The organism is Spirosoma humi, from assembly GCF_054776575.1.
Window position 1 is genome coordinate 379223 of the sequence record NZ_BAAHBR010000003.1, and the last position, 23100, is coordinate 402322.

Annotated in this window: 19 protein-coding genes and 2 pseudogenes; 8 read left to right on the plus strand and 13 right to left on the minus strand. The window is 49.7% G+C overall.

Features of this window, described 5'->3' with window-relative positions:
* Positions 1–12: 12 nt before the first annotated feature.
* A complete protein-coding gene (locus tag ACYU8Y_RS05190) occupies positions 13–1158 on the plus strand; it encodes a chromate transporter (protein WP_460934887.1) in 1146 nt (381 codons plus the stop codon).
* 175 nt (positions 1159–1333) lie between these two features.
* On the opposite strand, the pseudogene ACYU8Y_RS05195 reads toward ACYU8Y_RS05190, so the two are convergent.
* From ACYU8Y_RS05195 to ACYU8Y_RS05230, 8 genes and pseudogenes are all read right to left on the minus strand, one after another.
* A pseudogene (locus ACYU8Y_RS05195) lies at positions 1334–2027 on the minus strand (arsenic resistance protein).
* Positions 2028–2073: 46 nt separating this feature from the next.
* Positions 2074–2502 carry an arsenate reductase ArsC gene (locus tag ACYU8Y_RS05200; protein ID WP_460934889.1) on the minus strand — a complete coding sequence of 143 codons (429 nt, stop codon included), beginning with the start codon at positions 2500–2502 and terminating at the stop codon, positions 2074–2076.
* 20 nt (positions 2503–2522) lie between these two features.
* On the minus strand, positions 2523–3425 hold the full coding sequence (locus ACYU8Y_RS05205; RefSeq protein ID WP_460934891.1) for an arsenite methyltransferase: 903 nt from the start codon (positions 3423–3425) through the stop codon (positions 2523–2525).
* Between the two features lie 67 nt (positions 3426–3492).
* Positions 3493–3819, minus strand: coding sequence for an ArsR/SmtB family transcription factor (locus ACYU8Y_RS05210; protein ID WP_460934893.1), 327 nt, complete (start codon positions 3817–3819; stop codon positions 3493–3495).
* A gap of 247 nt (positions 3820–4066) precedes the next feature.
* Complete coding sequence (locus tag ACYU8Y_RS05215) at positions 4067–4729, minus strand: hypothetical protein (RefSeq protein WP_460934895.1); 663 nt, start codon at positions 4727–4729, stop codon at positions 4067–4069.
* Positions 4730–4916: 187 nt separating this feature from the next.
* Complete coding sequence (locus ACYU8Y_RS05220) at positions 4917–8921, minus strand: PAS domain-containing protein (protein ID WP_460934897.1); 4005 nt, start codon at positions 8919–8921, stop codon at positions 4917–4919.
* A gap of 198 nt (positions 8922–9119) precedes the next feature.
* The gene (locus tag ACYU8Y_RS05225) at positions 9120–10421 is read right to left on the minus strand and encodes a sensor histidine kinase (RefSeq protein WP_460934899.1); all 1302 of its coding nucleotides are present in this window, start codon (positions 10419–10421) and stop codon (positions 9120–9122) included.
* Positions 10422–10734: 313 nt separating this feature from the next.
* Complete coding sequence (locus tag ACYU8Y_RS05230; RefSeq protein ID WP_460934901.1) at positions 10735–11073, minus strand: winged helix-turn-helix transcriptional regulator; 339 nt, start codon at positions 11071–11073, stop codon at positions 10735–10737.
* A 91-nt stretch (positions 11074–11164) separates the two neighbouring features.
* Here ACYU8Y_RS05230 and ACYU8Y_RS05235 point away from each other — a divergent pair, with 91 nt between their 5' ends.
* On the plus strand, positions 11165–11686 hold the full coding sequence (locus tag ACYU8Y_RS05235; RefSeq protein ID WP_460934903.1) for a hypothetical protein: 522 nt from the start codon (positions 11165–11167) through the stop codon (positions 11684–11686).
* Between the two features lie 393 nt (positions 11687–12079).
* On the opposite strand, the gene ACYU8Y_RS05240 is transcribed toward ACYU8Y_RS05235, so the two are convergent.
* From ACYU8Y_RS05240 to ACYU8Y_RS05255, 4 genes and pseudogenes are all read right to left on the minus strand, one after another.
* Positions 12080–12994 carry a DUF5829 family protein gene (locus tag ACYU8Y_RS05240; protein ID WP_460934905.1) on the minus strand — a complete coding sequence of 305 codons (915 nt, stop codon included), beginning with the start codon at positions 12992–12994 and terminating at the stop codon, positions 12080–12082.
* 295 nt (positions 12995–13289) lie between these two features.
* On the minus strand, positions 13290–13859 hold the full coding sequence (locus tag ACYU8Y_RS05245) for a methyltransferase family protein (RefSeq protein WP_460934907.1): 570 nt from the start codon (positions 13857–13859) through the stop codon (positions 13290–13292).
* A 217-nt stretch (positions 13860–14076) separates the two neighbouring features.
* Positions 14077–15156: a hypothetical protein gene (locus ACYU8Y_RS05250; RefSeq protein WP_460934909.1), complete on the minus strand. Its 1080-nt coding sequence runs from the start codon at positions 15154–15156 to the stop codon at positions 14077–14079.
* A 104-nt stretch (positions 15157–15260) separates the two neighbouring features.
* A pseudogene (locus ACYU8Y_RS05255) lies at positions 15261–16026 on the minus strand (IS5 family transposase).
* Positions 16027–16394: 368 nt separating this feature from the next.
* Here ACYU8Y_RS05255 and ACYU8Y_RS05260 point away from each other — a divergent pair.
* Both ACYU8Y_RS05260 and ACYU8Y_RS05265 read left to right on the plus strand, forming a co-directional pair.
* On the plus strand, positions 16395–17033 hold the full coding sequence (locus ACYU8Y_RS05260; protein WP_460934911.1) for a hypothetical protein: 639 nt from the start codon (positions 16395–16397) through the stop codon (positions 17031–17033).
* A gap of 245 nt (positions 17034–17278) precedes the next feature.
* Positions 17279–17593, plus strand: a complete 315-nt coding sequence (locus tag ACYU8Y_RS05265) for a hypothetical protein (RefSeq protein ID WP_460934913.1) — start codon at positions 17279–17281, stop codon at positions 17591–17593.
* Positions 17594–17820: 227 nt separating this feature from the next.
* Here ACYU8Y_RS05265 and ACYU8Y_RS05270 read toward each other — a convergent pair whose 3' ends face one another.
* Positions 17821–18405 (minus strand): hypothetical protein, encoded by a 585-nt coding sequence (locus ACYU8Y_RS05270; protein WP_460934915.1) that lies wholly within the window; start codon positions 18403–18405, stop codon positions 17821–17823.
* A gap of 633 nt (positions 18406–19038) precedes the next feature.
* Here ACYU8Y_RS05270 and ACYU8Y_RS05275 point away from each other — a divergent pair.
* The 4 genes from ACYU8Y_RS05275 to ACYU8Y_RS05290 all read left to right on the plus strand — a co-directional run bounded on the left by ACYU8Y_RS05275 (position 19039) and on the right by ACYU8Y_RS05290 (position 23050).
* Positions 19039–20244 carry a DUF6371 domain-containing protein gene (locus ACYU8Y_RS05275; RefSeq protein WP_460934917.1) on the plus strand — a complete coding sequence of 402 codons (1206 nt, stop codon included), beginning with the start codon at positions 19039–19041 and terminating at the stop codon, positions 20242–20244.
* Positions 20245–20399: 155 nt separating this feature from the next.
* The gene (locus tag ACYU8Y_RS05280; protein WP_460934919.1) at positions 20400–21065 is read left to right on the plus strand and encodes an arginine-tRNA-protein transferase; all 666 of its coding nucleotides are present in this window, start codon (positions 20400–20402) and stop codon (positions 21063–21065) included.
* Between the two features lie 103 nt (positions 21066–21168).
* Positions 21169–21516: a cupin domain-containing protein gene (locus tag ACYU8Y_RS05285; RefSeq protein WP_460934921.1), complete on the plus strand. Its 348-nt coding sequence runs from the start codon at positions 21169–21171 to the stop codon at positions 21514–21516.
* Positions 21517–21790: 274 nt separating this feature from the next.
* Complete coding sequence (locus ACYU8Y_RS05290) at positions 21791–23050, plus strand: cation:proton antiporter (protein ID WP_460934923.1); 1260 nt, start codon at positions 21791–21793, stop codon at positions 23048–23050.
* Positions 23051–23100 lie beyond the last annotated feature (50 nt).

A 23100-nucleotide genomic window follows, 5' to 3' on the forward strand; every position in this document is an offset into this window, starting at 1 on the left:
CTCGTTTTAGCGATGGAATTATCTCAGGCGTCTTATACGCAAACTGATCTGGTTAAGTACTTTCTGCGATTAGGCACCCTGGGTTTTGGGGGACCGCCCGCTCTGGTCAGTGCCATGCACCATGATCTGGTCATGGAGCGTGGGTGGATTTCGGAAGAAGACTACCGCGAAGGCATGGCCCTGGCCCAGTTAGCACCAGGGCCTTTAGCCGCTCAGCTATCCATTTATCTAGGGTATGTTCATTATGGCGTTTTGGGGGCAACCCTGGCCGGATTGGCCTTTGTACTGCCTTCGTTTGTCATGGTGCTGGCCCTAAGCTGGGCCTACGTCCAGTTCAACGGCTTTCCCTGGATGCAGGCTATTTTCTACGGCATCGGTGCCGCTGTGATTGGCATCATTGCCATTGGCACCTACAAGCTGACCCTAAAAACGGTGGGCAAAGACACGCTGGGCTGGGTTCTCTTTGTGATTTCGGCCCTATCGACGGCCATTGCCGAACAAGAGATCCTATGGCTGGTGCTGTTGTCAGGGGGAATTTATTGGCTGGTTAAAACGTCGGGCTTCATTCGGACCGGCGTAGGCAGCGGCTATGCTCCGTTCTTGCTACAGGCCCTCACGCTGCCCACCGACTCACTGCTGTGGAAACTGGCCCTGTTCTTCACCAAAGCGGGCGCTTTTGTCTTTGGCAGTGGGCTGGCCATTGTTCCCTTTCTGTACGGTGGAGTAGTCAAAGAATACGGCTGGCTGACCGAACAGCAGTTTTTAGATGCGGTGGCGGTAGCCATGATCACGCCTGGACCAGTGGTAATTACGGTCGCTTTTATCGGCTACCTGGTGGCTGGATTCCCAGGAGCCTGCGTGGCGGCCATGGCTACGTTTTTGCCCTGTTATCTGTTTACGGTCCTGCCCGCTCCCTACTTCAAACGCTGGGGGAAGCATCCAGGCGTGAAGGCCATCGTCGATGGGATTACCGTGGCCGCAGTAGGAGCCATTGCCGGGGCGGTGGTCGTGTTGGCGCGTCGCCAGTTAATGGACATACCCGCTATCCTGATTGCTATTGGTACACTGGGGCTACTTTACCGATTCAAGAAACTTTCTGAGTTATACCTGATTGGGGGAGGGGCATTAATAGGTCTTCTCTTACGATATTATACCTAGCCAAATGCGTTTACTACACATCTCCTAAAACGTCCGTTTTTGACGCCGATGCATGAAGATTATATTGTCTCATTTGGGAGCGATTTTTGAGAATACTCAGTCTGTTCACATACGTGCGTACGTATGTGAACAGGACAATTAATCGGAAAGTCGTTTCAGGCTTTCTGCTGACTTTTTACACATGCCTTTGAATGGCTTTTGTGTAATGAGGGACAAACTTTTTCTCCTGTTTCAGGGCAAAATTGACTAGCAGAATCAGGGCTGGAACTTCGATCAGCGGGCCGATGACAGCCGCAAAGGCCGCACCGGAATTGATGCCAAACACGGCGATAGCCACCGCAATGCCTAGCTCGAAATTATTGCCTGCTGCGGTGAAGGCCAACGAAGTCGATTTGGCGTAATCGGCTCCGGCCCGTTTTGAGAGATAGAATGCCGAAAAAAACATGATGGCAAAATAGATCGTCAGCGGAATAGCGATACGCACTACATCGAGTGGGATGGAGACGATCAACTGCCCCTTGAGGCTGAACATCACAACAATGGTGAACAGCAGTGCAATAAGTGTCATAGGGCTGATAGCGGGCAAAAGCGTTCCTCATACCACTGGCGGCCGAAAATCCTTGTGAGGATGATTCGCGAGAATAATCCACCCAAAAATGGTACATCCAAATAGATAAAAACGCTTTTGGCCACTTCGCCTATGGGAATGTTGACGGTATAGCCTTTCCGCCCGAACAAGGGCGGTAGCATGGTGATAAAACGTAGGCATAGACCGAAGCCAAGGGTAGGTTCGTCGTGCCGGAATTAAACGCGTTGATGAAGGTTTGTGACTGTGGGAAGAAACACCCGATGCCGACGCCGATCAGCATGGCCAGGAAGATCCGCAGCGTTAGTAAGCGATCAAGAAACGAGAGTCTAGGCACGGGTCGCCTGGCCCGTTACATTCTCTTCGATGAATTGCTTGCTATAGGCTTTGATTTCATCGCGGACCACGCGAAACTGCGCCAACTTATCACCATCAGGGGCGTGTGATGGGTCGGTGAAGCTGTGATGCACCTTCCTGGCCGTCGATGGAAAATAGGGGCATTGTTCGCGGGCATTGTCGCAAACGGTAATCACGTAATCAAGTGGTAGGCTGGTATATTCGTCGGCATAGTTCGACGTGTGGTGGGATATATCAATCCCATCTTCAGCCATGACCTGAATGGCCAACGGATTGACCCCGTGGGGAGCAACACCCGCGCTGTAGACCTGGGCGCGGTCGCCCGCGAAATACTGCAAATAGCCCTCAGCCATTTGCGAACGGGCTGAATTGCCCGTGCAAAGCACTAGAATATTTTTCATGATCGTTGTGGTTTAATAGATTAATGACAGCAATCAGGTCCCGGCCTGGATTGGCCACAGCAAGCGGCTGCGGCTGTTATGGTCTCGGTGCTGGGGACTGGTTTTTGGGCAAATACCGTCACACTGTAGATGCCCTTATCTTGCTGACGGTAGTCAGCCACTTCATCCGCTGACAGGTAGGTTTGCAGCACATCGTCGGGCAGGGCGATTTCTCGCTCTTTCTGAATCTGAATGTTGGTAAATCCGGCATCTTGCACGAGCTGCAAATAAGCGTCCTTCTGGATCGCGCCTGATACACAGCCCACATACATTTCGGCGTCATGCTGCAAGCCTTCGGGAAGCTCGCCTTTCAGCACAATGTCGGAAATGCTGAAATGGCCGCCCGGCTTCAGGATGCGGAAGGTTTCCGAGAAAGCTTTCTGCTTGTCGGGGACTAGGTTCATCACGCAATTGCTTACCACCACATCCGCCAAATTTTGCGGCAACGGCATGTCCTCGATGTCGCCATAGACAAATTCGACATTGGTAAAGCCCAAGGCTTTGGCGTTCTTTCGGGCACGGTCGATCATGGGCGGGGTCATGTCCAGGCCGATCACCCGGCCTGTTTCGCCGGTTTCCGCCCGAGCGACAAAGCAATCATTGCCAGCCCCCGAACCCAAATCCACTACCGTATCACCGGGTTTGATCTGGGCGAACTGCGTAGGTAGACCGCAACCCAATCCTAAATCGGCATCGGCCACATAGCCGTTCAGTTCCTGGTAATCCTGCGCCATAACGATCGGCACGTTCGCATCGATCTCCGGGCCGCAACATGAGGTTGGGCCCCAGCAGCCATTGGCGTCAGGTTGTTCAGCCGGGCCGCGTTCGGCAATCGCGCTGTATTTCTGGCGCACGACTTCTTTGATTTGTTCAGCGGTATCCATGTGATTTTTATTTATTGGTTTAACGTAATATTGCGATGAATAAGGGCAAAAAAAAGCCCGCTCTTTGTCAGCAGCAGGGCACTTCCACCATTGCATCCAGCAATGCGCCGAAGGTTTGTTTCGCTTCTTCCCATACGGGCGGATTGATGCAGTAGCACACGCGGGGCGGATTGATGTCGCCCTGAATGATGCCGATCCGTTTCAATTCCTTTAGATGCTGGGAAACGGTTGCCTGGGCCAAATGCAATTCGCCAACAAGATCACCACAAACGCAAGCTTTCTTCTCGATCAGCATTTGCAGTATTGCCACCCGGGCAGGATGGGCAAAGGCTTTTGCCAAATCTGCGATGCGGTTTTGCTCTTTGGTGAATATTTCTGTTTTGGTCAATCCCATGCCACAAAGGTAGCACAATAATTATTGATCGCAATATTACGATGTCTGTTTTTTACTAACAGAATTCCCATCTCATTATATGCCCCATTTTATAAACAGATACATGAAAGTCCTCCCGGCACAAGCCTACTTAAGAACGATTATTCATCTCAGGCAGGAGCCTTTTTTGAGAACGATCCTTTTAGGCTTGCTGGCCACTACGGTAACGGCTGTCCCGGTAAAGCCCAAGCGTACGTCTTTTACCAAACTAGCTGACCTTGCCCGCTGGCACTCGATTCGCATCCACCCAATAGCCTAACACTACCGTCAGCCAGAGGGCTTGACCACTCCAGGCTAATGCCGTCACATCGGTCGGTAGTGGACTAAAGGCCGCCCCTAAATAGACAACCACCAGAAACACAACCAGACCCCATAAAGCCAAGCGACCGGTACGGTTTCGGGGCCGGGTGGTGCGAGTATACTGCCAAAGACCTAGGGCGAGCAAGCCTACTTCGAGGGCTACCGTAGCGGATAAGTTGTTCCACAAGCCCAGCCCTACTTTAGGTGAGTCCCCAAGATAGAGCGGTAAATCGGGGCGGTGGACCACTAAGTCTAGAAACCAGTGACTAGGCACGACTAATCCCACCAGCAGGGCGGCTGGCCAATTACGCTGGACGAGGCCATAGGCTGTGCCCACTAGCAAGCCCAGGAGCAGTTGGGCTAGCAGGCTATGGGAGAAGGGGTAGTAAATGAAGTCAAAAGGTGAAGCCGCCATCAGGCCGGGGTGAATTTGGACCCGTTCTATGCCCAACAGTAACAGCGTTGGCCAGAGTAAATCGGCGAGTTGCGTAGCCAGAAACAGGGTCCCTAAGGAGACGCGTGGTTGAAGGGGCTTGGTGGCCAGGGCGACCCCAAAATGACCGAGAAACATAGTCGTAGCGGTTAAAATGATGGGATAAAATTAGTCTCCACCCTACGATTACTCGCTGACCAATGACGAAGATCGAGTGACGTTTTACGCAAAAAGTTGACTTAGTCAGCGGTTCCTTGATCAGTATATAGTTTAATCTTGTCTCATTCGGGAGCGTTTTTGCAATACACGGTAAACAACAGGTAGTTTACTCCGCTTTGGGATATAACTGGCTCTTGGCGAGTAAACGTAATAAGGCATCCAGATCCACCGGCTTGATCAAATGACCCGTAAAGCCAGCCTCCTTCGTCCGTTGCCGGTCTTCCTCCTGCCCGTAACCGCTTAGGGCAATCACCGGTACTTGCTCACCCCAAGACTGCTGACGAAGCTGCCGACACGTTTCATAGCCATCCAGGCCGGGCATACCAAGATCTAATACAATGGCGGATGGGTGTAGGGCTTCTGCCGCTTCAAGACCTGCACGACCACTATGCCGGGTATGAGCCTCATAGCCCTTTAGCTTGAGCAGCATCGCCAGCGTGAAAGCCGCATCCGCATTGTCATCAATGACTAAAATCCGATCATGAGTGGTTGGGGAGGGAGTCTCGTCAACGGGCTTGGGGTTGACTGCCGGAGCCATCTCCAGGGTGGGTAAATAAACCCGGAACGTACTGCCTTTGCCCAGCCCTTCACTCTGGGCTTGCACCCGTCCCCCGTGCATCTCCACCAGACGTTTGACCAGGGTTAAGCCTAAGCCTAACCCCCCTTTGGAACGGGCCGTGGTGTTGTCCACCTGCATAAACAGCTCAAAAATGGCCGCCAGTTGATCAGCCGCCAAACCAATGCCATTATCCCGTACCTCCAGGATCGCTTCCTGCCCGAACGCCAGCCCGGTGCTGGAGGCCAACCTTAGCCAGACCTGGCCTGCTTCGCCGGTGTAACGCACCCCATTGGTTAATAGATTGGCGATGACCTGCGTCAGTCGGGTGGCATCCCCCTCCAGGTAGATAGAAGTCGTGGGTAGAGCCAGGTGTAAGCTCCGCCCCTGCTCGGTAAACAGAGGCCGTGTTGCATCAACCGCCTGGCGGGCCAGCTCGACTAAATCCACCCGGCTTTTATGCAGTTCAATCTTGCCCTGACTGATTCGGCTTATATCCAGCAGATCATCAACCATCCGCACTAAATGATCGGTTTGCCGATTCATCATCTCAATCGTGGTGTGGCCGACCGGCGGCCCGGTGGGTTCATCTTTACCATCGGTAAGTATCAGAATGTGCAGCCCTGAACGGATGGTCGACATAGGATTGCGCAGCTCGTGGGCCAGCATGGCCAGAAACTCGTCTTTACGCTGGTCGGCCTGGTGCAAGGCTTCTTCAGCTTGTTTGCGCTCGGTGATGTCCATCATCACCCCACTAACCAAGACCGGCTGACCCTCCTGTTCCTTAGTGACCCGGCCGTACCCGCTCATCCACCGCACGACGCCGTCCTCCCGCACGATGCGAAACTCCGCATCATAAAGCGTGCGCTGGGCAATAGCCTGCCGGAGTTGGTCCTGGATGGACTCGGCATCGTCGGGATGCAGGTGGCTCAGAAAGGCTTGGGCCGGCAACGGATTAGGCTCAATGCCCATGCCCAACAGCCGAAAATGCTGTTCATTCCAATATACCTGGTCACTGACCAGGTCCCATTCCCAGGTGGCTAGTTCAGCAGCCTCAATGGCCAGCCGATTGCGCTGTTCCAATCGGGCCAACGCTTCTTCGGCTTGCTTACGGCGGGTAATGTCAATGTGAATGCCGACCAGTCGAACCGGGCTGCCCGCCCCATTGCGTTCGATGTCCATCTTGGCATAAATCCACACCAGCCGACCGTCGTTCGGACGAATGATCCGGTATTCGCTTTCGTAGCTGGATTGTTCGCCCTGTAAGGCTGAGAGTAAGGCTTGTTCAGCCGGTTGTCGGTCATCGGGATGCAACTGGCGTAGCCAGTCGGCATGGGTTTCGGATTGGGTATCCGCCGGTAAACCATGCAACCGCAGGTACTCAGGCGAGCGCTTTCCGGTTAGCTGATTGACCACATCAATAACAACGCCACTGATCAGTCCGATTTGCTGGACGCGGGCCAGTTCGGCCTCTCGTCGCTGCAAGGCTTCTTCGGCTAATTTGCGGTCGTGGATGTCGGTGGCTGCCCCATACATCTTGACCACCTGACCGGTCGGGTCCTTCAGCGGGGAGGTACTAACCACAAACCAGCGGTACTCGCCGTCGTGGCGCCGTATCCGGTGCAGCTGTTGAAAGGAAGTACCGGCGACCACGGCCTGGCCATAGCGCCTGGACGAAGCCTCCCGGTCGTCGGGGTGAATGGCATCGATCCAGCCCCAGCCGATGGCCTCCTCGAAATGCTGTCCGGTGTAGTCCAACCAACGCTGGTTGTACCAGTTGGTGACCCCGTCGGGTTGGCTATCCCACAGCAGGTCAGGCACCAGATTGGCAATCGATTCAAAACGCTGTTGCGACTCGCTCAAGGCGGCTTCGGCTTTCGCCCGTTCCACCGCGGCCCAGGTACGTTCAGCGGTTTCCTGGGCCAATGAAATGTCGGTGGCCGTCCAGTGACGAGGAACCGTTTGGTGTAAACTAAGTATGCCCCGCACCTTACCTTCTTTCAGCAACGGAACACCCACGGCGGCCCGGCAGTCAATCTGGGCAAATTCGGCTTTTGATCGCTCATTGACCAGGGGATGGTCATTAACATCAGCCATCACGACGGTTTGCCCCCGGCCATAGTAGGCGATCAGATCTGCATCGAACTCGGAAAACCGCACCTGAACTTCTAGCGCAAATGTATCCCGGGCGTAGCCTGGGCCCATGAGTAAGGTGTCCTGATCGGCTTGCATATCGCCGTAAAAAGCGCGGCTCACCTGCAACTGCTGGCCGAGCAACTGCATGGCGGCTTGCTGGATCGCCTTTGGATCGGACAGCGTTCGCAAGGCATCGCTCAAGCGAAGCAGGTAGTCCTTCTGGAGTTGGTGCCGTTTACGTTGGGTGATGTCCTGGAACACGGCGGCAATAAATGGACTGCCCGAGCCGCCAACCTGGGAGTAATACGTATCAATCCAGCGGTCCAGGTCTACACTATAGGCTTCCATGCGCACTGGCTGGCCCGTTTGATAAACGCTGGTCAGCGCATCCAGCCACTCGGGCTCTAGATGGGGCACTACTTCGCTGGCCCGTTTCCCGATAAAATCGAGTCCGCCCGTTTGTCGCGCCACACTGGGGTTGGCTTCCTGCCAGATCATGTCCGCCACGCGCTGCTGCTGGTCGAGCAAGACTTCGACAATGGCAACCCCCTCGTCAATGGAGTCGAACAGGGTGCGGTATTTATCGGTGGCTGTTTGCGCCAATTCATCTTTAAGTCGTAGGATTTGCTGCTCCGCTTGTTTGGCCTGAGTAATATCACGGATGGTCATGGCTAGCCCAGTATCGGTTTTCACCAGCGCCTGATAGAACCAGCCATCAAACTGCTCATAGGCATACTGTTGTTCCTGCTCATAAGCGATCCCGGTTTGGGCCACCTCGACCATGCGGTCGAAAATGCCGGCTGGCACCACGCCGGGGTTTATTGTCAGTAGGCTTTTGCCAATGACGTCCCCATTTTGGGCAACGGCTCGCTGATTGTTCATGACCCACCTAAAATCCTGGATGGAGCCCGTCTCATCCCGCACTGCTTCGAAGACCTGAATCACATCCAGGGAGCTATTGATAACCGATTGCAAAAGGGCCTGGCTCTGCTGAAGCTGCTCTTCAGCCCGCTTGCGGTGGGTAATGTCGGCGGTGGTGGTGGCCACGCCGTCATGGAGCTTGACCACCGATTGATGAAACCAGCCATCAAACTGCTCGTGGACGTAATGCTTTTCATACTGCTGGGGCTGACCGGTTTCCATCACCTGGTTAAAGGCGGCAAAAATACCTTCCTCTACGACACCGGGTTGCTGTTGCAGCAGGCTTTTGCCCACCACATCGCCGTACATTTTTTCGGACGTGTGGTTATTGAGGGTCCAGGTAAAGTCAATGATCTGGCCTTGTTGATCACGGACGGCTTGAAAGACCTGAATCATGTCCATGGACGCGTCCAGGGTCGCTCTAAGCAGTTTCTGGGTTGCCAGTAGGTCGTCGGCCTGCTGTTGGTGAGAGTCATTGGGTTGGGAGGAAGGTGCCATATCGTTGCGGTTAGATGTCTGAGCAGCCCGCTAAAGCTAAGGTAATCACTGACGGGATGCGCGAATGGCCTCTTCTTTATTACCAAACCCTCGGATTATCCTCAATGGCTTACCTGCTTTGCACTACGCCAATATGGGTGGCATGCGGTTACGCTCCCTACCGGGTAAGCGAAGCGCCTTTAGGGTGTGCTTGTTCCACTAAACACCGGTCGTATCGTGTTCGGATTTGGTCTGGTCGGTGAGCAGTCGAATACGAATCATCGTGCCATGACTTGGTACCGTTTCAATATCCATGCTGGCTTTGAGCAATTGGCACAGCCGCTTGACGACAAACAAGCCAATGCCTTCCCCATTGGGTTGACTTCGCTCCTGTTGGTGAGCGTGTGTGGCTGGCGTGGCTTGGGAGGGGTAATCCTCGGGGCCTCCCGGTTGGTGAATACTCGTGGGCTCGGAAAGTGGTTTTAGCTGCTCCGCGAGCATGGCTACTGGCCCCTCATGTAAACCGGTCCCTGTATCTTGTATGCTGATGAGCCAGCGCGTATCGTTCTCGGCCGCCCAGGAAACACTGATCCACCCGCTGGTGGTGAATTTTAGGGCATTCATCAGTAAGTTCTGAACAATCCGTTGCACCTTAAGCGGGTCACTCACTACCGGTAACTGAGGGGGGCCATCCGCCTGGAGCACCAGGTTACGTTCCTTGGCCAGGTGCTGCGCCCCGTTCACTACATCTTGTACTAACTCAGCGGCATCAAACGCTTTGATGGTCAATTGTTCCTGCCCGGCCTCTAATCGGGCATAATCGGCTAGCTGTTCCAGCAAAGACAGCGCCGTGTCCATGTTGCGACTTAGCATAGCCAAAAACAACTGCCGTTCTTCCTCCCCGGTAGGCAGTTTAAGGAGGTGAGCCGCCGAGTTGATAATACCAAAGTTACCCCGTAAATCGTGCGTCGTCTCCCGCAGGTGTTGGCTGCGCCGGTTAGTGAGTTGATGTAGCTGATCTAAGGCCAGTTGAAGCGTCTGCACTTGTTCGGCAGCCGTGGTTTGGCGTAGATCATCGTAATACATAATGCTGCCTACATTGACCTCGGTAATCAACCGAATCAGCTGCTGGTTGGCGAACAACATTACGTGAGCTGGCGTCTGAGGATAAAGGGTGAGATACTGCTCAAATTCATCCGTTAGGGTCAGGTATAAGTGATTCAACTCATTGAGTAACTCGCGGAACGAGTATCCCCGTTGCCAGCGGTGTAAGCCATGCTGACCGGCCCGGTCTACGGGGGCAGACTCGGCTTCTTGCCCCAGCAGCCGTTGGTTGAAGATATTGAGTAACACCGGAGCCTGATCGGTAAATTCCTCTCGGGAAAAGCTAGTGCGGGTATGCAGGTCGGCATCGGCTGAACAGCGCGTACGCCAGTTATTGAGGATGGGTTCGCGCCGGGCAAAGAGGTATTCGGTCAACTGCTGGATGGGTTGCGGGGTCGAAGGGGATTTTTTGGCCATGTCGTTGATTATAGTAGGTACTAATTTCTTCTCAAACGGAGAGCGGACCTATCTAGCGAATTGCCGGTAGCCTACTGCAATGTACTGCAGGCTCTATTAGAATCAGACGTTATGTTAGCCAAAGTACAAAACGTCAGGCTAAATACTATTTCAGAAAACGCCCGTTTTTGACGCAGATGTATGGAGATTGTATCATCTCAAGAATAAGCGATTTGTGAGACAAAGGTTTTAATATCTGTCAATTCTAGTCAGTAGCCTATGCTTCACTGTTAAGCGATATAAATAAATTAATCAATCAAGTCTTATAATCAAACTATCTGTCTTTCATCGCCTGAATTCCCCAGTCCTGCATGACGTAAATGACGGGCATCAGCGACTCGCCGAAATCAGTTAGTTTGTACTCAACACGAGGTGGTATTTCCGGGTAGATAATCCGCTCGATAATGCTGTCTTCTTCCAGTTCACGGAGTTGATTGACGAGCATCTGTTTGCTGATGGTAGGAATAGCACGTTGCAGTTTACTGAACCGATTACAGTTTTTACTGATGCCATACAGGATCAGTACTTTCCACTGACCACCGATTCGATTCAGGCAGTGCGTAACCGGGCAGTTGTGCGGATTGAAATCCTTGTTTTTGCGCAAATTAGCCATTAGTCTAAAAAGATATACTAAGTAATATAAAGCAAACTACTTGCCTGTTTTAGACGAAGATAACAGCTTTGTGTATTCAATTACAGAAGCAATGACAATCAAACAAATCAAAGAAGTGATAGCGGGCGGTGAATGGATAAGTATTGCCCCTGAAGTGCGTCCAAGTCTTTCGCGAAACGATGATGGAAGCGCCAAGCCATTTTATTTATCCCGACGATTTACGTACCAGACTGACGACACCTTTACGCTGGAGATTGTAAATTTTGCCGATGTCTACGGGAACCTGCCCTTAGCCAACCTGTTCATCAAAGGCCATGTACAGTGGCAGGGCGAGCACCCGATTGCTGCTGGTGCGCAGAAGGTCGATTTCAGCGCCGATGTAGCGTATGAAGTAACGCCATTGCATCCGGATTTTGTGCGCATACTGAATCAGTTTGCCAGGGCTAATTTCAATACCTGGGAGGTAAACGGTACGCAAAGTATTCAGGGAAAAGCGTTTGCGCCATTTGGGTTAGCGGAAGGGCAAATCTTAAGAATACGATCTAATATACGTCTTGAACAATATGCTATTTTGGGGGGCGCGGCACGTCGATGGACGTGGCTTCGACACTGAAGGGAACCGTCCCACCAATTTGCAGATTCCATTAATCAGGCAGCCATAATGTACGAACCCTTTAAAGATAACGCACTTGATAATTCGGTTTGGTCTGCATGGATTGGCAATTACCAACGCGTTGGTTTCGGAGATGAGCCGGCAAAATAATAGTATCCTAAAATCGCTCCGTTGGCTAGCATAGCCGAATCGACCAGCGTAAATTTTGAGGCATTGGGGCCGTATGATCAACTCATGGCTCTATTCTCGAACGATCATTAGATTGACCCATCGCCCTGGGTAATCAGGAGCCGGATCGATACCCGGATAATTCCGTGAAGAGCGTATGGAGTGAATAAAGGGCGAATAGTATCGGTCAAGCATCAAAGCCATTAAGTTGGAGTTAGTTTTTGACTATTTCTTAAAAATCATCCTGGCGCGCTTCCCCTCCACCAGCAGGACTATCTTTGGGGATGAATACGTTTTCCTGGTCAACGGTGCCGCCAGCGAAATGCCGATCTCGTTTACTATAAAATGGGCTGACTCCGTCAATAAATACCTGATTTGGAAATCTCCCTTTATAAATGAATTGCCCTTCTTGGTGAAACCAATAGCCTGTAGAGACCTTCTTAGGTAGGACAATTCTTTACGGGATAGCGTTAAACTGACCGAAGTTATTCTATCGAAGCGCTTATTGTCCACCACCGAGTCGAGAGCAACCTTACGTAGTTTGGCCGTGATGTGTTTCGTGTATTGCCAGTAGGAAATCTCCCGAGTCAACTCCTGGTCGCTAAAACCAGCATACGTCATCTCCTCTTTTGAGTTTTCAAACACCCAGACGCGAATGTTTAGCCCATCAACATTCGGTATGGATACGGAAGTAAACCAGGGCTCTACGTTTCCATCATTGTTGGATGTGGTATGATCCACATGCACACTGTCCAATGTGTTTGCCCAGTACGTATGCAATGAATCTAGAGTTCCCAGTTTATCTGTGGTAAAGCCTAATCCTCCATCGCCTACCTTACTTCCCTTGAGACCGCCGGCTTTAAAAATCTCCAAATAATTATGGGTTCCCATGATATATTTTCCACTCCAGGATGCACTTCCGGCATCCTGAGTTTGTTCACGGGTCCAGGCAAAGTCTTTAGGTAAGTGTAAACGGTCAAATAAATAGGTGTAGGTTGAATCATCGACGACGACAAACAAATGGTTGAAGTGGATATTTTTTCTAAATGAGGAGTCATCGGTTGGTTTACGGTCTGTTTGGGCCAATACGGCGATGCTGCCAAGCACATTTAGGAGAAGAATAGCGCAGAAACGTGTCATTGTTGATCGGGTGAGGACAGACCAAATATAGTAACAAACCAGCTGAGAAGGGCAGGCATAGGGTCTCGAATAACTCTGGGAGAACGAGTGGTCGGTCATCCGCTGCTGGCCGCTAAAATGGTAGTACAAGCAATCGTCTGGTTTAGGAGCGTTTACTGAGGTGGTGTGTTTTCGGCATCGTTATTATTGATCTGCGCAAAAATTAGCCAACCCGCTCAAAAAAACCTTCTTGGTAGCGTTCTCCAACCGGGGAATTCAGTTGTGGCAATACCTGTACGTCTCGCCGATTCCCAACTCAGTAGAGGAACGGAATCAGACGCCAAGTATGCTGACAATAGGCAGCGTAGCCTGGAAGTACTTGCAATAAGAACTCTTCTTCCCGGCTTATTTTCACCGCATAGGTTCCACACAAGATCAGTAAGCCCGTCAAGCTTGACAGGCTGGGTTGATACAGGGTCGTCCCGAACGCGGCCGAAAGGAAACCCGTATACATCGGATTGCGAACGTAACGATAGGGACCACTAGTCACTAAAGTTTGGTTTTCAACTTGCTGAATGGCCCCACTCCAGTTATCAGCCAGCGCCTGGCGGGCCCAGACCCCCAACAGCATGCCCATCAGCATCAACCCCATGCCCAGTAAGTGAACCCAGGGGGGCAAACCGGAAACCGGTTTATGGAAAGCCATGGGTAGTGGATTGAGCAGCAGGATGAAGGACAGCACGACAAGTCCCACATGGATTGGCCGATACCAACTCGTCTTAGTTTGCTGCTGCACCTGGACTCGACGGCGTGTTGTATACCCCCATATGGCCCAGCCAATCCAAAAAATGCCCCATGTACTTAGAGCAAAGTAAGTAGTGAACATAGTGACAGATGCATTGCGTATAACTTAGGTAACTGAGGTAGCTGTCAATTTGTGTTGTAAGCCAACTCCATTAATTCCGTCCGGTGGAGTGATGGGGTATCACGTATAACTGGTACCGCAACGGCGGTCCGTAAACGTTTCATCTGCCTATGCGAAATAGAGTATAACAGATTGGCAATCAGCAATCTATTGTAGAATAATTTTGCGAAAACGACGGCTATTTGAAAATAGTTGTCAAGTTTAATAGTTCTGATATGGCTTTCCACTCCAAAAAGATAATAAATCGGATATGATTCTTACTGAACTCGAAGTTGGGTTGTTTCATCTCCTTTTCCCCAGTTGCTTTAGTTTCCTCAAACTTGGGAGTTGTGTTTGTTAGGAAAAATTTATCTGTAGCCTTTTTACCTAAGCCAAAATTCAGTGCTTCAGTTTTATCATGTTTACCCGGTTCAGCCAGAAAGCCAAAAGCATATAAACGCCTTAAACCTTCTTCTGTAGTGGTGTTAGTTTTATAAAGCTTATGCTCTTGTATTTTTTGAGGAGGTACCTTCTTATGTTGATCGACAGTTGCTAAATCTCGCTTAGCTTCATCTGTTGAGGCTATTTTTTTTATAGCGGCATCTACAATTTTTGTAACGACGTCTTTGTCTGGAGGATTCGCTATTTTGCCATTCACGTGCATCTGCATCTGTTTTCTAGATTCTTCCAGAATTATCTTCCAATCTAATGTTAAGGCTACTTTAAATTCCTTTACACCTTTAAGAGTCTTGCCACTTGTAAGCTCTAGTTGGGTCGTGCATTGCTCGTCAAGATCGTTCACCCGTAAATCTTTTATATTGCTTTGAAGAGCGGACAAATAGTCGATAAGTTGAATGTCGCTTGGTGATAATTCCTCTAAGCCACTCAAATAAGCGTCCAAAATGGGCATAACATCTTCTATGATACTGCCTTTGCAGTTCCAGTTTTTTACACTTTCTTCTAATAATAAATGAATTTCATCCGCTTTATGATCATTACCAAAGTTCTTAAAGAAAAGAAATGAACCTTTGTCCATTGCCCATGAGTCAATGTCGACTATTTCTTCTTTACTATTTTTGTAAACCGGGTGGTGCTTCTGTTTGCCAGCCTCAGTCTTAATTTGGCCAAACCGCTTTTGTAGACTTTCGGCTAATTGTCTCTGGCTGGGATCGTGAGCACCGAAGCTTAACCGCTTATTTGAATCTGGACTAGGACTCCGACTTCTAGATGAGCTATCTCGACTATTGCTCCGACTTCTATTAAATACAGGGCTATCCATATGTTTTTTATAATTGACATAAACTTCAATGGAAGGTTACCCAAAACCAAGAACTTTGTAACAAACGGTAAGAAAAAGGGGAGGAAACTAGAGCGTGTTGACTATTAACACAGTAAAATCATGGCCGAAGCCAAATAAACAAATCCAGCAAAGCTTGTCGCGATCTTTTCGTATCGAGTTGCCACCCGGCGCTACTGCTTGAGTTTATTAAAAAACCGTTTCACCTTGTTGCGATCCTTGTACAGATTTTTGTCAATTATTCGTTCGGCGCGCCGATTCTTTTTGGATGGAACCACCACTTCAACACCCGCCAGGACCAATGACTCCATCAACGAATCAGCATCATAACCACGATCAGCCAACAAGGCCGCCAGCTCATAATCAGCGATCAAATCCTGAGCCTGGGTGATATCCGCTCGTTGGCCAACCGTCAAAATGAGCCGCAACGGATTACCCAAAGCGTCGACCGCAGCGTGAATTTTAGTGCTCCAACCACCCACCGATTGCCCTAGACACTCACTGGCGGTATCACTTTTTTTGCCCGGGTCTGGCCTGACCTGCCGCGTGTTGATGCGCCCGCACGATGGTCGAGTCGATCATCAGCCAATCTAAGTCGGGTTCCTGTAAGGCCTCGAAGATGTTTTGCCAGACGCCTGTCTTGGCCCACCGTCAGAATCGGTGGTAGGTCGAATTCCAGGGGCCAAAGCGCTCAGGCAAGTCACGCCAGGGTGCGCCACTGCGATTGATCCACAGAGTTGGGTTGATAAACAGTCGGTTATCGGCTGCTGATCGGCCAACATCACCAACTTTACCGGGTAGTAAGTGAGCCACTCGTTGCCATTGCTGGTCAGTAATCTCATAGCGTCGCATTTAGCAAAGTTGCGAAACGACTCCGCTTTTACCTAATTGTCCACGCGCTCTAAGATCATACACTTTGTATAAGTTTTGGAAAGAGGCCAGATTGTGTATTGGAAAGGGGAGAAGAAAGGTCGATATTATGTTAATGGAATTTCTGTAGGGTAATAGCATAATCGTTGGGTAAATCAGAGAGAGTATAAGCAGCTATTAGTACCTTTTAAAAGCAGTAAAACTAAGACTCAACAACCATGAAAACGTTGCTCTACTGTAGCCTACTGCTATTAACCTTGTCTTGTACAAGGACTCCAGCTGACGTCGTCGATCCTAAGCCAGACACCGTACTATCCGAATACCCAGACTGGTACATACTCAAAGCGCCAGTGGACAAAGATATTCAAGGCGTGTGGGGCAATCGGGACAAGACCTTGTTGATCTCGACCAGGTATTTACTTTTCCGCTCAACTGATCAGGGTAAGAATTGGCAACAGGCCCATCAACAGTCGATCGCTATGTTTGGCGTAGTCCAGAACGGCGATACACTGTTCACGATGAATGGGCTGGCAAGCCAAACCGTGAAAGGATCCAATGAGTCCCCACAGTTCCTAATCACGGCCGACAATTACAGTTTAGATGATGGCCAGACTTGGCAACACTACTCGGGGCGCAACCAGTTATTGTCAGATATGCCTACCCCCGGCACTGTTGACAAACGGCTGCTAGTCAATCCGGTTGTGACGACCACGGGAGACAGCTATAAAATCAACCGAGTCTTCCTCGATGGGCCAACCGCCACGACTGGTATTTTCGAAACGCCTGGTGTTGTCACGGCTACCGGTCGTCGAATTGATCTGCCTCAGTTGCATCAGCTGCAGAGTCTGTATTTGGATGAGCAACAGCGGCTCTATATCGCCGGTACCGATGCGGTCTGTAAGCGGGGGCATTCGGGAGAATCCTTTTCGTTCTGCAACAGTAAGCAGGGGCGGGGGGTGGTCTATATTTCTAAGCATCCATTGCCATAGCTCAACATAATGCTAGTGTCTGTTGCAAAAGCTGGTACTAGCCATGATCTCCCATTAATGACTCTTATTTTTAAATTAGAAATGGGCCAAATCAAGCCTCCAAATTGGGCCAAATCAAACCTCTCGTGACTTTTGCGACAGCCACTAAGATTATGTTATGTGAGTGATCTAATGTTACCGATAAAAGCGTCTTACTTGTAATGTCTAAAAAAATACAAAGCTGACAGAGAGGAAAACACCCCTTTTTGGACGTTGAAGAATACGTTCGGCTTACTAATGCTTATTGGAGTGATAGGTTTTTGTTTAAAACTTGTTTTCAAAATACAGCCAAGAACAATGCTTTAGAAGGCGAAACAGTACAAACTAGAGCCGTTGTCATTGGCAAGAAGAACTACCTCGGAAATAGCCCGGTTTCTCAACAATTCTCATACTCTTACAGGTTTTCCGTAAATGGGAACAGCTATGAAGGCGATACTAGAGATCCTGATTTACAAATCGGGGATTCACTTATTATCAAATACCTACCAAACAACCCAGAGTATAGCGAACCACTTGACTAGCAAAAGCAAAGCTGTTGTATAATCATTGTGGCTGTTGCAAAAGTCGACAAGACTACAAAAAGCCATATTGGGTAAGCCGGTTTTGCCTAGTAAACGCGGTGAGATTAGCAACTTATTTAAGGCCATCACACCCGTTTCAGACTTTTGCAACAGCCACTGTTTTTATGTTATTCGACTATTTAAAGAAACGCTGAAACAGTAAACGATACGCACTTATCGAGTAATTACTATTTTTTGGTCATTTCTATTCTGCTTACTCCTCGGTTCAAACCTCGCCAAATCATCTTCTTCGGATCAGTAGAGAATTCTAAAGAAAACGTATCATTCATCAAGCCTATATCTTCTAAAAATCTCTCTTCACTTTCTGTTACACGGGTACCTACTGGGAATTTGTAACTAAAGGAAAAGAATGCTTGAGGACCCTTTTTACTATAAATCCACTCGGCATTAGACCGTAGATCAAATTGAATAGGATACGCCTTGGTACCAAATTGAATCGTACCATCGTATTCACCCGTACGTAAATCTCTGGGGGAACTACGTGGTTCATTGGTGGGAATGATAGACAACGTGGCAAAGTCAACGAAAGCCGTATCCTTCGTAATCTTAAGTTGTTTTTGGGAATAGTTGAAGTCCTGATACTTTATATTCACTTGACGGAGTGTCCATTGCCCTACAATTTTGGGTTGTATCTCTTGCATCAATTCGATACTGGCCTGATCGTAGTCTATCTTAGGAGAGAGACCTTCATTGGGTGAACATCGACTAAAAAGGAAGGCGATTGATACCAAAAAAGTGAGGTTGACTTTCATCGCGGAGAAGATTTAATACCGAAGAATCAAACGTATCTGAAAAGTTATATAAATGGGATTATGTTAAGTACTACAGAATGTATGACAAAAACAAGCCTTGTGTTACAGCTGTAAGCCAGAAGGTGAGGTCAGTAAGTTGATGTTTCTCTGAGCAATCTAAAGAAGTCGAAATAACCCCCCATTTATGAGATGGATACCACGACTATCCATCTACAGACAGTCTAAATAAGTTTAGGTCTCAAAATGTCGTCTCGCTAATCAAACCGCAACGGCGGACCGTCCAAAATTTCACATTTTAGCTGAGTTTGTGAGACGATAGTTGCCTTGTAATCGTCAAATTATTCGCAAAGCGTTAACACTAGAATTTGATAGATTGTGTATTCGATTTTTGTCTGGTGGGCATAAACGGTCCGCCGTGGCGGTCGGAAATTTACCCTGTTTGTTTAGTGATGCCCATTCGTATGGTCCATGATTTTTACTTGTCAGCAAATTGTATTCTGATGAACAAGCGGTTCAACAGGTGTGCCTTGAATCCCGAATCCGAACGGATGATGGCTATGATATTCCCGGAAAGCTAACAATAACGGCTATTCAGTATGTATAGGTAAATAACAAATACGTAAATTTACCCATATGTCTTCCTCAACTTTCCGATACCAACTACCCAAGAAAGCCATTAAAACCGATTGCCCGGATTGTGCCCCGAAACATCGCCGGACCTTGAGCCGCTACGTCGATACGTTAACCAACGAGCCACTACCCGAAATATACGGGCGTTGCGACCGGGAAAGTAACTGCGGATACCACCTTAATCCGTACAAGAAAGGTCCTTCGGGGTTGTCTTATCACGATGAAGTAAAAGCCCGTACCAATCCGGGCCCTATTCCCCGAGACTGGTTTTCGGTAGCGGCCAGACAGAAATACAAAGGGGCATCGAAACAGGAAATAATTAAGGGCCTTCTACAGACTGAAAACGCCACCTTCGAACAAGCGGAGCGGGTCGCAGCTTTCCTGTTCGACAAACCCGATGCTACACCTGTCAGGGCTGCCCCTGGTTCAGTAGGAACGGTTTTTGCCATTCCTGACGAGGTGCTCAAGCAGTCGCTTGGGCATTATGACCGCAATCAGTTTGCCTGGCTATTGCGTCGTCATTTTGGCCGTAACGTGGCCGATGAACTGTTAGAGCGGTTCAATATTGGCACTTCTGGTCGTTGGCCGGGGGCGTGTGTGTTCTGGTATATTGATGAGTTTCAGCGCATACGGGGTGGTCAGATCAAGTTATTCGATGAAACGTTTCATACCGTCACGTACGTGGTGAAGGATGGCGAAAAACGAAGCCGGACGACCTGGGTACATTCGTCCTTTGCCCAGCGCTGCCATGAGCAGAAATTACCGTATCCTGCCTGGCTCACCGCCTATCTGGATGAGCGCAACGACGTACAAAAGTCACCTTGTTTGTTTGGGCTTCCCCAGCTACTAACCGCTCCTTCCGATAAGCCGGTCGCGATTGTGGAGGCTCCTAAAACGGCGGTCATTGCAACCCCTTACTTTCCGGGTTTTGTCTGGTTAGCGGTGGGAGCCTTATCGTATCTGAATGCTGAGCGGCTGGCTCCCGTGCGGAATCGGAAAATAGAGTTGTTTCCCGATCTCTCAAAAGACGGAAGCGCTTTTGACCGCTGGAACCGGGTTGCCGGTGAGTTGCTGGCGCAGGGGTTCAACATAACTGTGTCGACTTATCTGGAGGATAATGCTACTGAACCCGAACGAGCGGCTGGTGCCGATTTAGCTGATTTCCTGCTCGAACAATGGAACCAGTACCCGCCGGAATGGGGGGAGTGACGGACCAGCGGGGCTCAAAAACCAAACTCTGGCGTTAAAAAAGCCGGCAGTAGGGAATTGATTTTCGAAGTGGGCTGTAGTAAAGACAGGAAGTGGCGTTGGCTGCTCATTGGCTTTCAACGCCTATTCTGCTTTATCAAAAGGCCCGGGAGATTATGAGAGGGAGTAAGTTGGATTTGTATTTGAGCAAAGGGTATTTCAGGATGCAGCAGGAAGTTTTTACCTGTTATGCCGTGCTCTTTGAGGATACCGTTTGTCCGGTACACTGGTTGCGTATTGTGCTGGCGGATGTGAGCTTCGGAAAAGAACAACTCCGGCTCTTTCGAATAAACGAAACGTTCTCCGTGACCATCAGGCCCCTGGTCATTACGGAGGAGATCGAAGCCCTGTATGCCACGTATAAAGGGGGGATAAATTTTGATGCGCCCAAATCCGTCGAAGCCTGCCTGCTCGATGGAGCCAATGACAACGTGTTCGATACCTATGCTATTGAAATTCGGGATGGGCATAAGCTGATTGCGGTTGGTATTTTCGATAATGGAGAGCAAAGTATTGCCGGCATTATGAATTTTTATCACCCAGACTATCACAAACAGAGTCTGGGAAAATACCTGATGTTGCTGAAAATCAATTTCGCCCAGCGTCAACAAAAGGCCTATTACTATCCCGGTTACCTGGCCAGTAAGTACACGAAATTTAACTACAAATTATTTGCCTGCAAGGCCGCTACGGAAGTGTTCGATGCCTACCGTGACCAGTGGTATCCGTTTGCCTGGGAAACGGTTGACGCGCTGGCGGCCGAAATCCTGAGCGAAGAATAAAGCCTACTGGACCCTATAGCCCCGCTTCTTAATGAGCAGAGCGGCTTTAAGGCTTTGCATCTGACTTGGTAGCTACTACCTTAACCATCTTCAACTCCCCATTATGAACGCTACGCCACTGACTAAAATCGATATCGGCGAACTGACTCGTGCCATCACAACCGATTACGCGAATGTTGACTTAGCCCAAGTCAATGACCATGTGGTAAAGCTGAGTGTTATGACCGAGCCCTACTTCTGGCATTATCACCCCAATTCGGATGAGACGTTCATTACGATGGAAGGGGTTTTATTGATTGATCTGGAAACCGAAACGATTGAGTTGTATCCTGGCCAACTCGTTACCATCCCTAAAAACGTAGCCCACAGAACCCGGCCCAAAGATGGGCGCTCTGTCAATCTAACCGTTGAACATAGCCAGATTGAGACGGTAAAAATCGATGTTCATTAGCCCTTTTTCGGCAGTATGGGAAACGAATCCTGAATTGGGCTATTTATCCGAGGAACTGACCGCCATGCCGATACGGCCGACGGATGCCGCACGTTGGTCAAAAAGGCGCTGCTCAACCAGTGTAGGTACCGGATTGGCCGTATCCGTCAGAGATGGGTATATTGCCCGCTGATAAACTTTTTAATCCAGAGTTACTTTTATCAGTAGCGGGTTCCTTTCGGAATACCCATCCTCAGTGCAATACATGCGTTGAGAAGATCATTTATGAAATACTATGGATCTTTTTTCGGCTGTCAGTGCCCTGGTTGGCCTCAGTGCTCTGCTCTCCTACATCAATCACCGATTTGTTCGTTTACCCGGCACGATCGGTATCGTTGTGTTGACACTCGTTCTCATCGTGCTGGTTCGATTAGCGGGCAATTTCTCCACCCATACGGCTCAACAGCTCCTTCAGATCAATGAACAGATCGATTTTTCGAGCACCTTACTCGATATCATGCTTGGCTTTCTGCTTTTTGCTGCGGCCTTGCAGGTGGACTTGGATGCGCTGAAGAAGCAGTTTCGGGAGGTTTTGGTACTCAGCACGGTTGGTGTCGTTATCTCGACGGGTTTAATTGGGTTTGGCTTGTTCTGGCTGACGCAGTGGATGGGTATTCCCATTCCTCTCCTGGGTTGTCTGCTGTTTGGTGCCCTGATATCCCCAACCGATCCGGTGGCGGTAGGCGCTGTCCTGAAGCAGTCGCCCATTCCACCGCGGCTAGAGACCATTATCTCGGGTGAATCCCTGTTTAATGATGGAATTGGGCTGGTGCTGTTCGTTTCTCTGCAGGAGGTAGCCGATCCTGAGGTTAACTTTTTCCTGATTGATGCCGTGAAGTTGTTTGCTCAGGAGGTAATCGGGGGAATTGGCTTAGGGCTGTTCATGGGTTTCGTGGTTTACCGGCTCATCAAGGCAAGTGACGATTTCCAAACGGTGGTGTTGCTTTCACTGGCGCTGGTAATGATTCTGTCCGTGGTGGCCAATTCCCTGCACGTTTCGGTTCCTCTGGCAGAAGTGGCAGCCGGTTTGTTGCTCGGACGGCGTTTACCCGGTGGCCAGTCAGCCGAAAGTCCCAAAGTTTACCTCAAACGGTTCTGGCACCTAATCGACGAATTGTTGAATACCGTGCTGTTCGTCATGATTGGTTTACAGGTAATGAGTTCACCTTCTTTATCGAAGTATGGCTGGATCGCGCTGGGTACAATTTGTCTGGTTATTGTAGCCCGCTGGTTAAGTATTCTGCTGCCGTTCCTGCTTCAGTTTCAGTTAGCCAAGCAACCCAAAGGAAGTCTTCGTATTTTAACCTGGGCAGGCCTGCGCGGGGGCATTTCAATCGCGCTGGCCTTATCCCTGCCCGATTCCTCTTATAATGAATTGATATTAGCCTGCTGTTATGGTGTGGTCCTGTTTTCCATCATTGGGCAGGGGCTGACGCTGAACCGGCTGGTCACCTCAGTAGCCCGATCCACACGGCCCATTCGCCAGAATGACTAACGGCTGTGGGGCATCAAGCGCATCTTTTTACTACCTGCCAATGGCAATCA

What these genes read in the sequence shown, in the direction of transcription:
- ACYU8Y_RS05190 (WP_460934887.1), top strand. Translation starts at nt 13, where the DNA reads ATGGAATTATCTCAGGCGTCTTATACGCAAACTGATCTGGTTAAGTAC.
- ACYU8Y_RS05200 (WP_460934889.1), bottom strand. Translation starts at nt 2,502, where the DNA reads ATGAAAAATATTCTAGTGCTTTGCACGGGCAATTCAGCCCGTTCGCAA.
- ACYU8Y_RS05205 (WP_460934891.1), bottom strand. Translation starts at nt 3,425, where the DNA reads ATGGATACCGCTGAACAAATCAAAGAAGTCGTGCGCCAGAAATACAGC.
- ACYU8Y_RS05210 (WP_460934893.1), bottom strand. Translation starts at nt 3,819, where the DNA reads ATGGGATTGACCAAAACAGAAATATTCACCAAAGAGCAAAACCGCATC.
- ACYU8Y_RS05215 (WP_460934895.1), bottom strand. Translation starts at nt 4,729, where the DNA reads ATGTTTCTCGGTCATTTTGGGGTCGCCCTGGCCACCAAGCCCCTTCAA.
- ACYU8Y_RS05220 (WP_460934897.1), bottom strand. Translation starts at nt 8,921, where the DNA reads ATGGCACCTTCCTCCCAACCCAATGACTCTCACCAACAGCAGGCCGAC.
- ACYU8Y_RS05225 (WP_460934899.1), bottom strand. Translation starts at nt 10,421, where the DNA reads ATGGCCAAAAAATCCCCTTCGACCCCGCAACCCATCCAGCAGTTGACC.
- ACYU8Y_RS05230 (WP_460934901.1), bottom strand. Translation starts at nt 11,073, where the DNA reads ATGGCTAATTTGCGCAAAAACAAGGATTTCAATCCGCACAACTGCCCG.
- ACYU8Y_RS05235 (WP_460934903.1), top strand. Translation starts at nt 11,165, where the DNA reads ATGACAATCAAACAAATCAAAGAAGTGATAGCGGGCGGTGAATGGATA.
- ACYU8Y_RS05240 (WP_460934905.1), bottom strand. Translation starts at nt 12,994, where the DNA reads ATGACACGTTTCTGCGCTATTCTTCTCCTAAATGTGCTTGGCAGCATC.
- ACYU8Y_RS05245 (WP_460934907.1), bottom strand. Translation starts at nt 13,859, where the DNA reads ATGTTCACTACTTACTTTGCTCTAAGTACATGGGGCATTTTTTGGATT.
- ACYU8Y_RS05250 (WP_460934909.1), bottom strand. Translation starts at nt 15,156, where the DNA reads ATGGATAGCCCTGTATTTAATAGAAGTCGGAGCAATAGTCGAGATAGC.
- ACYU8Y_RS05270 (WP_460934915.1), bottom strand. Translation starts at nt 18,405, where the DNA reads ATGAAAGTCAACCTCACTTTTTTGGTATCAATCGCCTTCCTTTTTAGT.
- ACYU8Y_RS05275 (WP_460934917.1), top strand. Translation starts at nt 19,039, where the DNA reads ATGTCTTCCTCAACTTTCCGATACCAACTACCCAAGAAAGCCATTAAA.
- ACYU8Y_RS05280 (WP_460934919.1), top strand. Translation starts at nt 20,400, where the DNA reads ATGAGAGGGAGTAAGTTGGATTTGTATTTGAGCAAAGGGTATTTCAGG.
- ACYU8Y_RS05285 (WP_460934921.1), top strand. Translation starts at nt 21,169, where the DNA reads ATGAACGCTACGCCACTGACTAAAATCGATATCGGCGAACTGACTCGT.
- ACYU8Y_RS05290 (WP_460934923.1), top strand. Translation starts at nt 21,791, where the DNA reads ATGGATCTTTTTTCGGCTGTCAGTGCCCTGGTTGGCCTCAGTGCTCTG.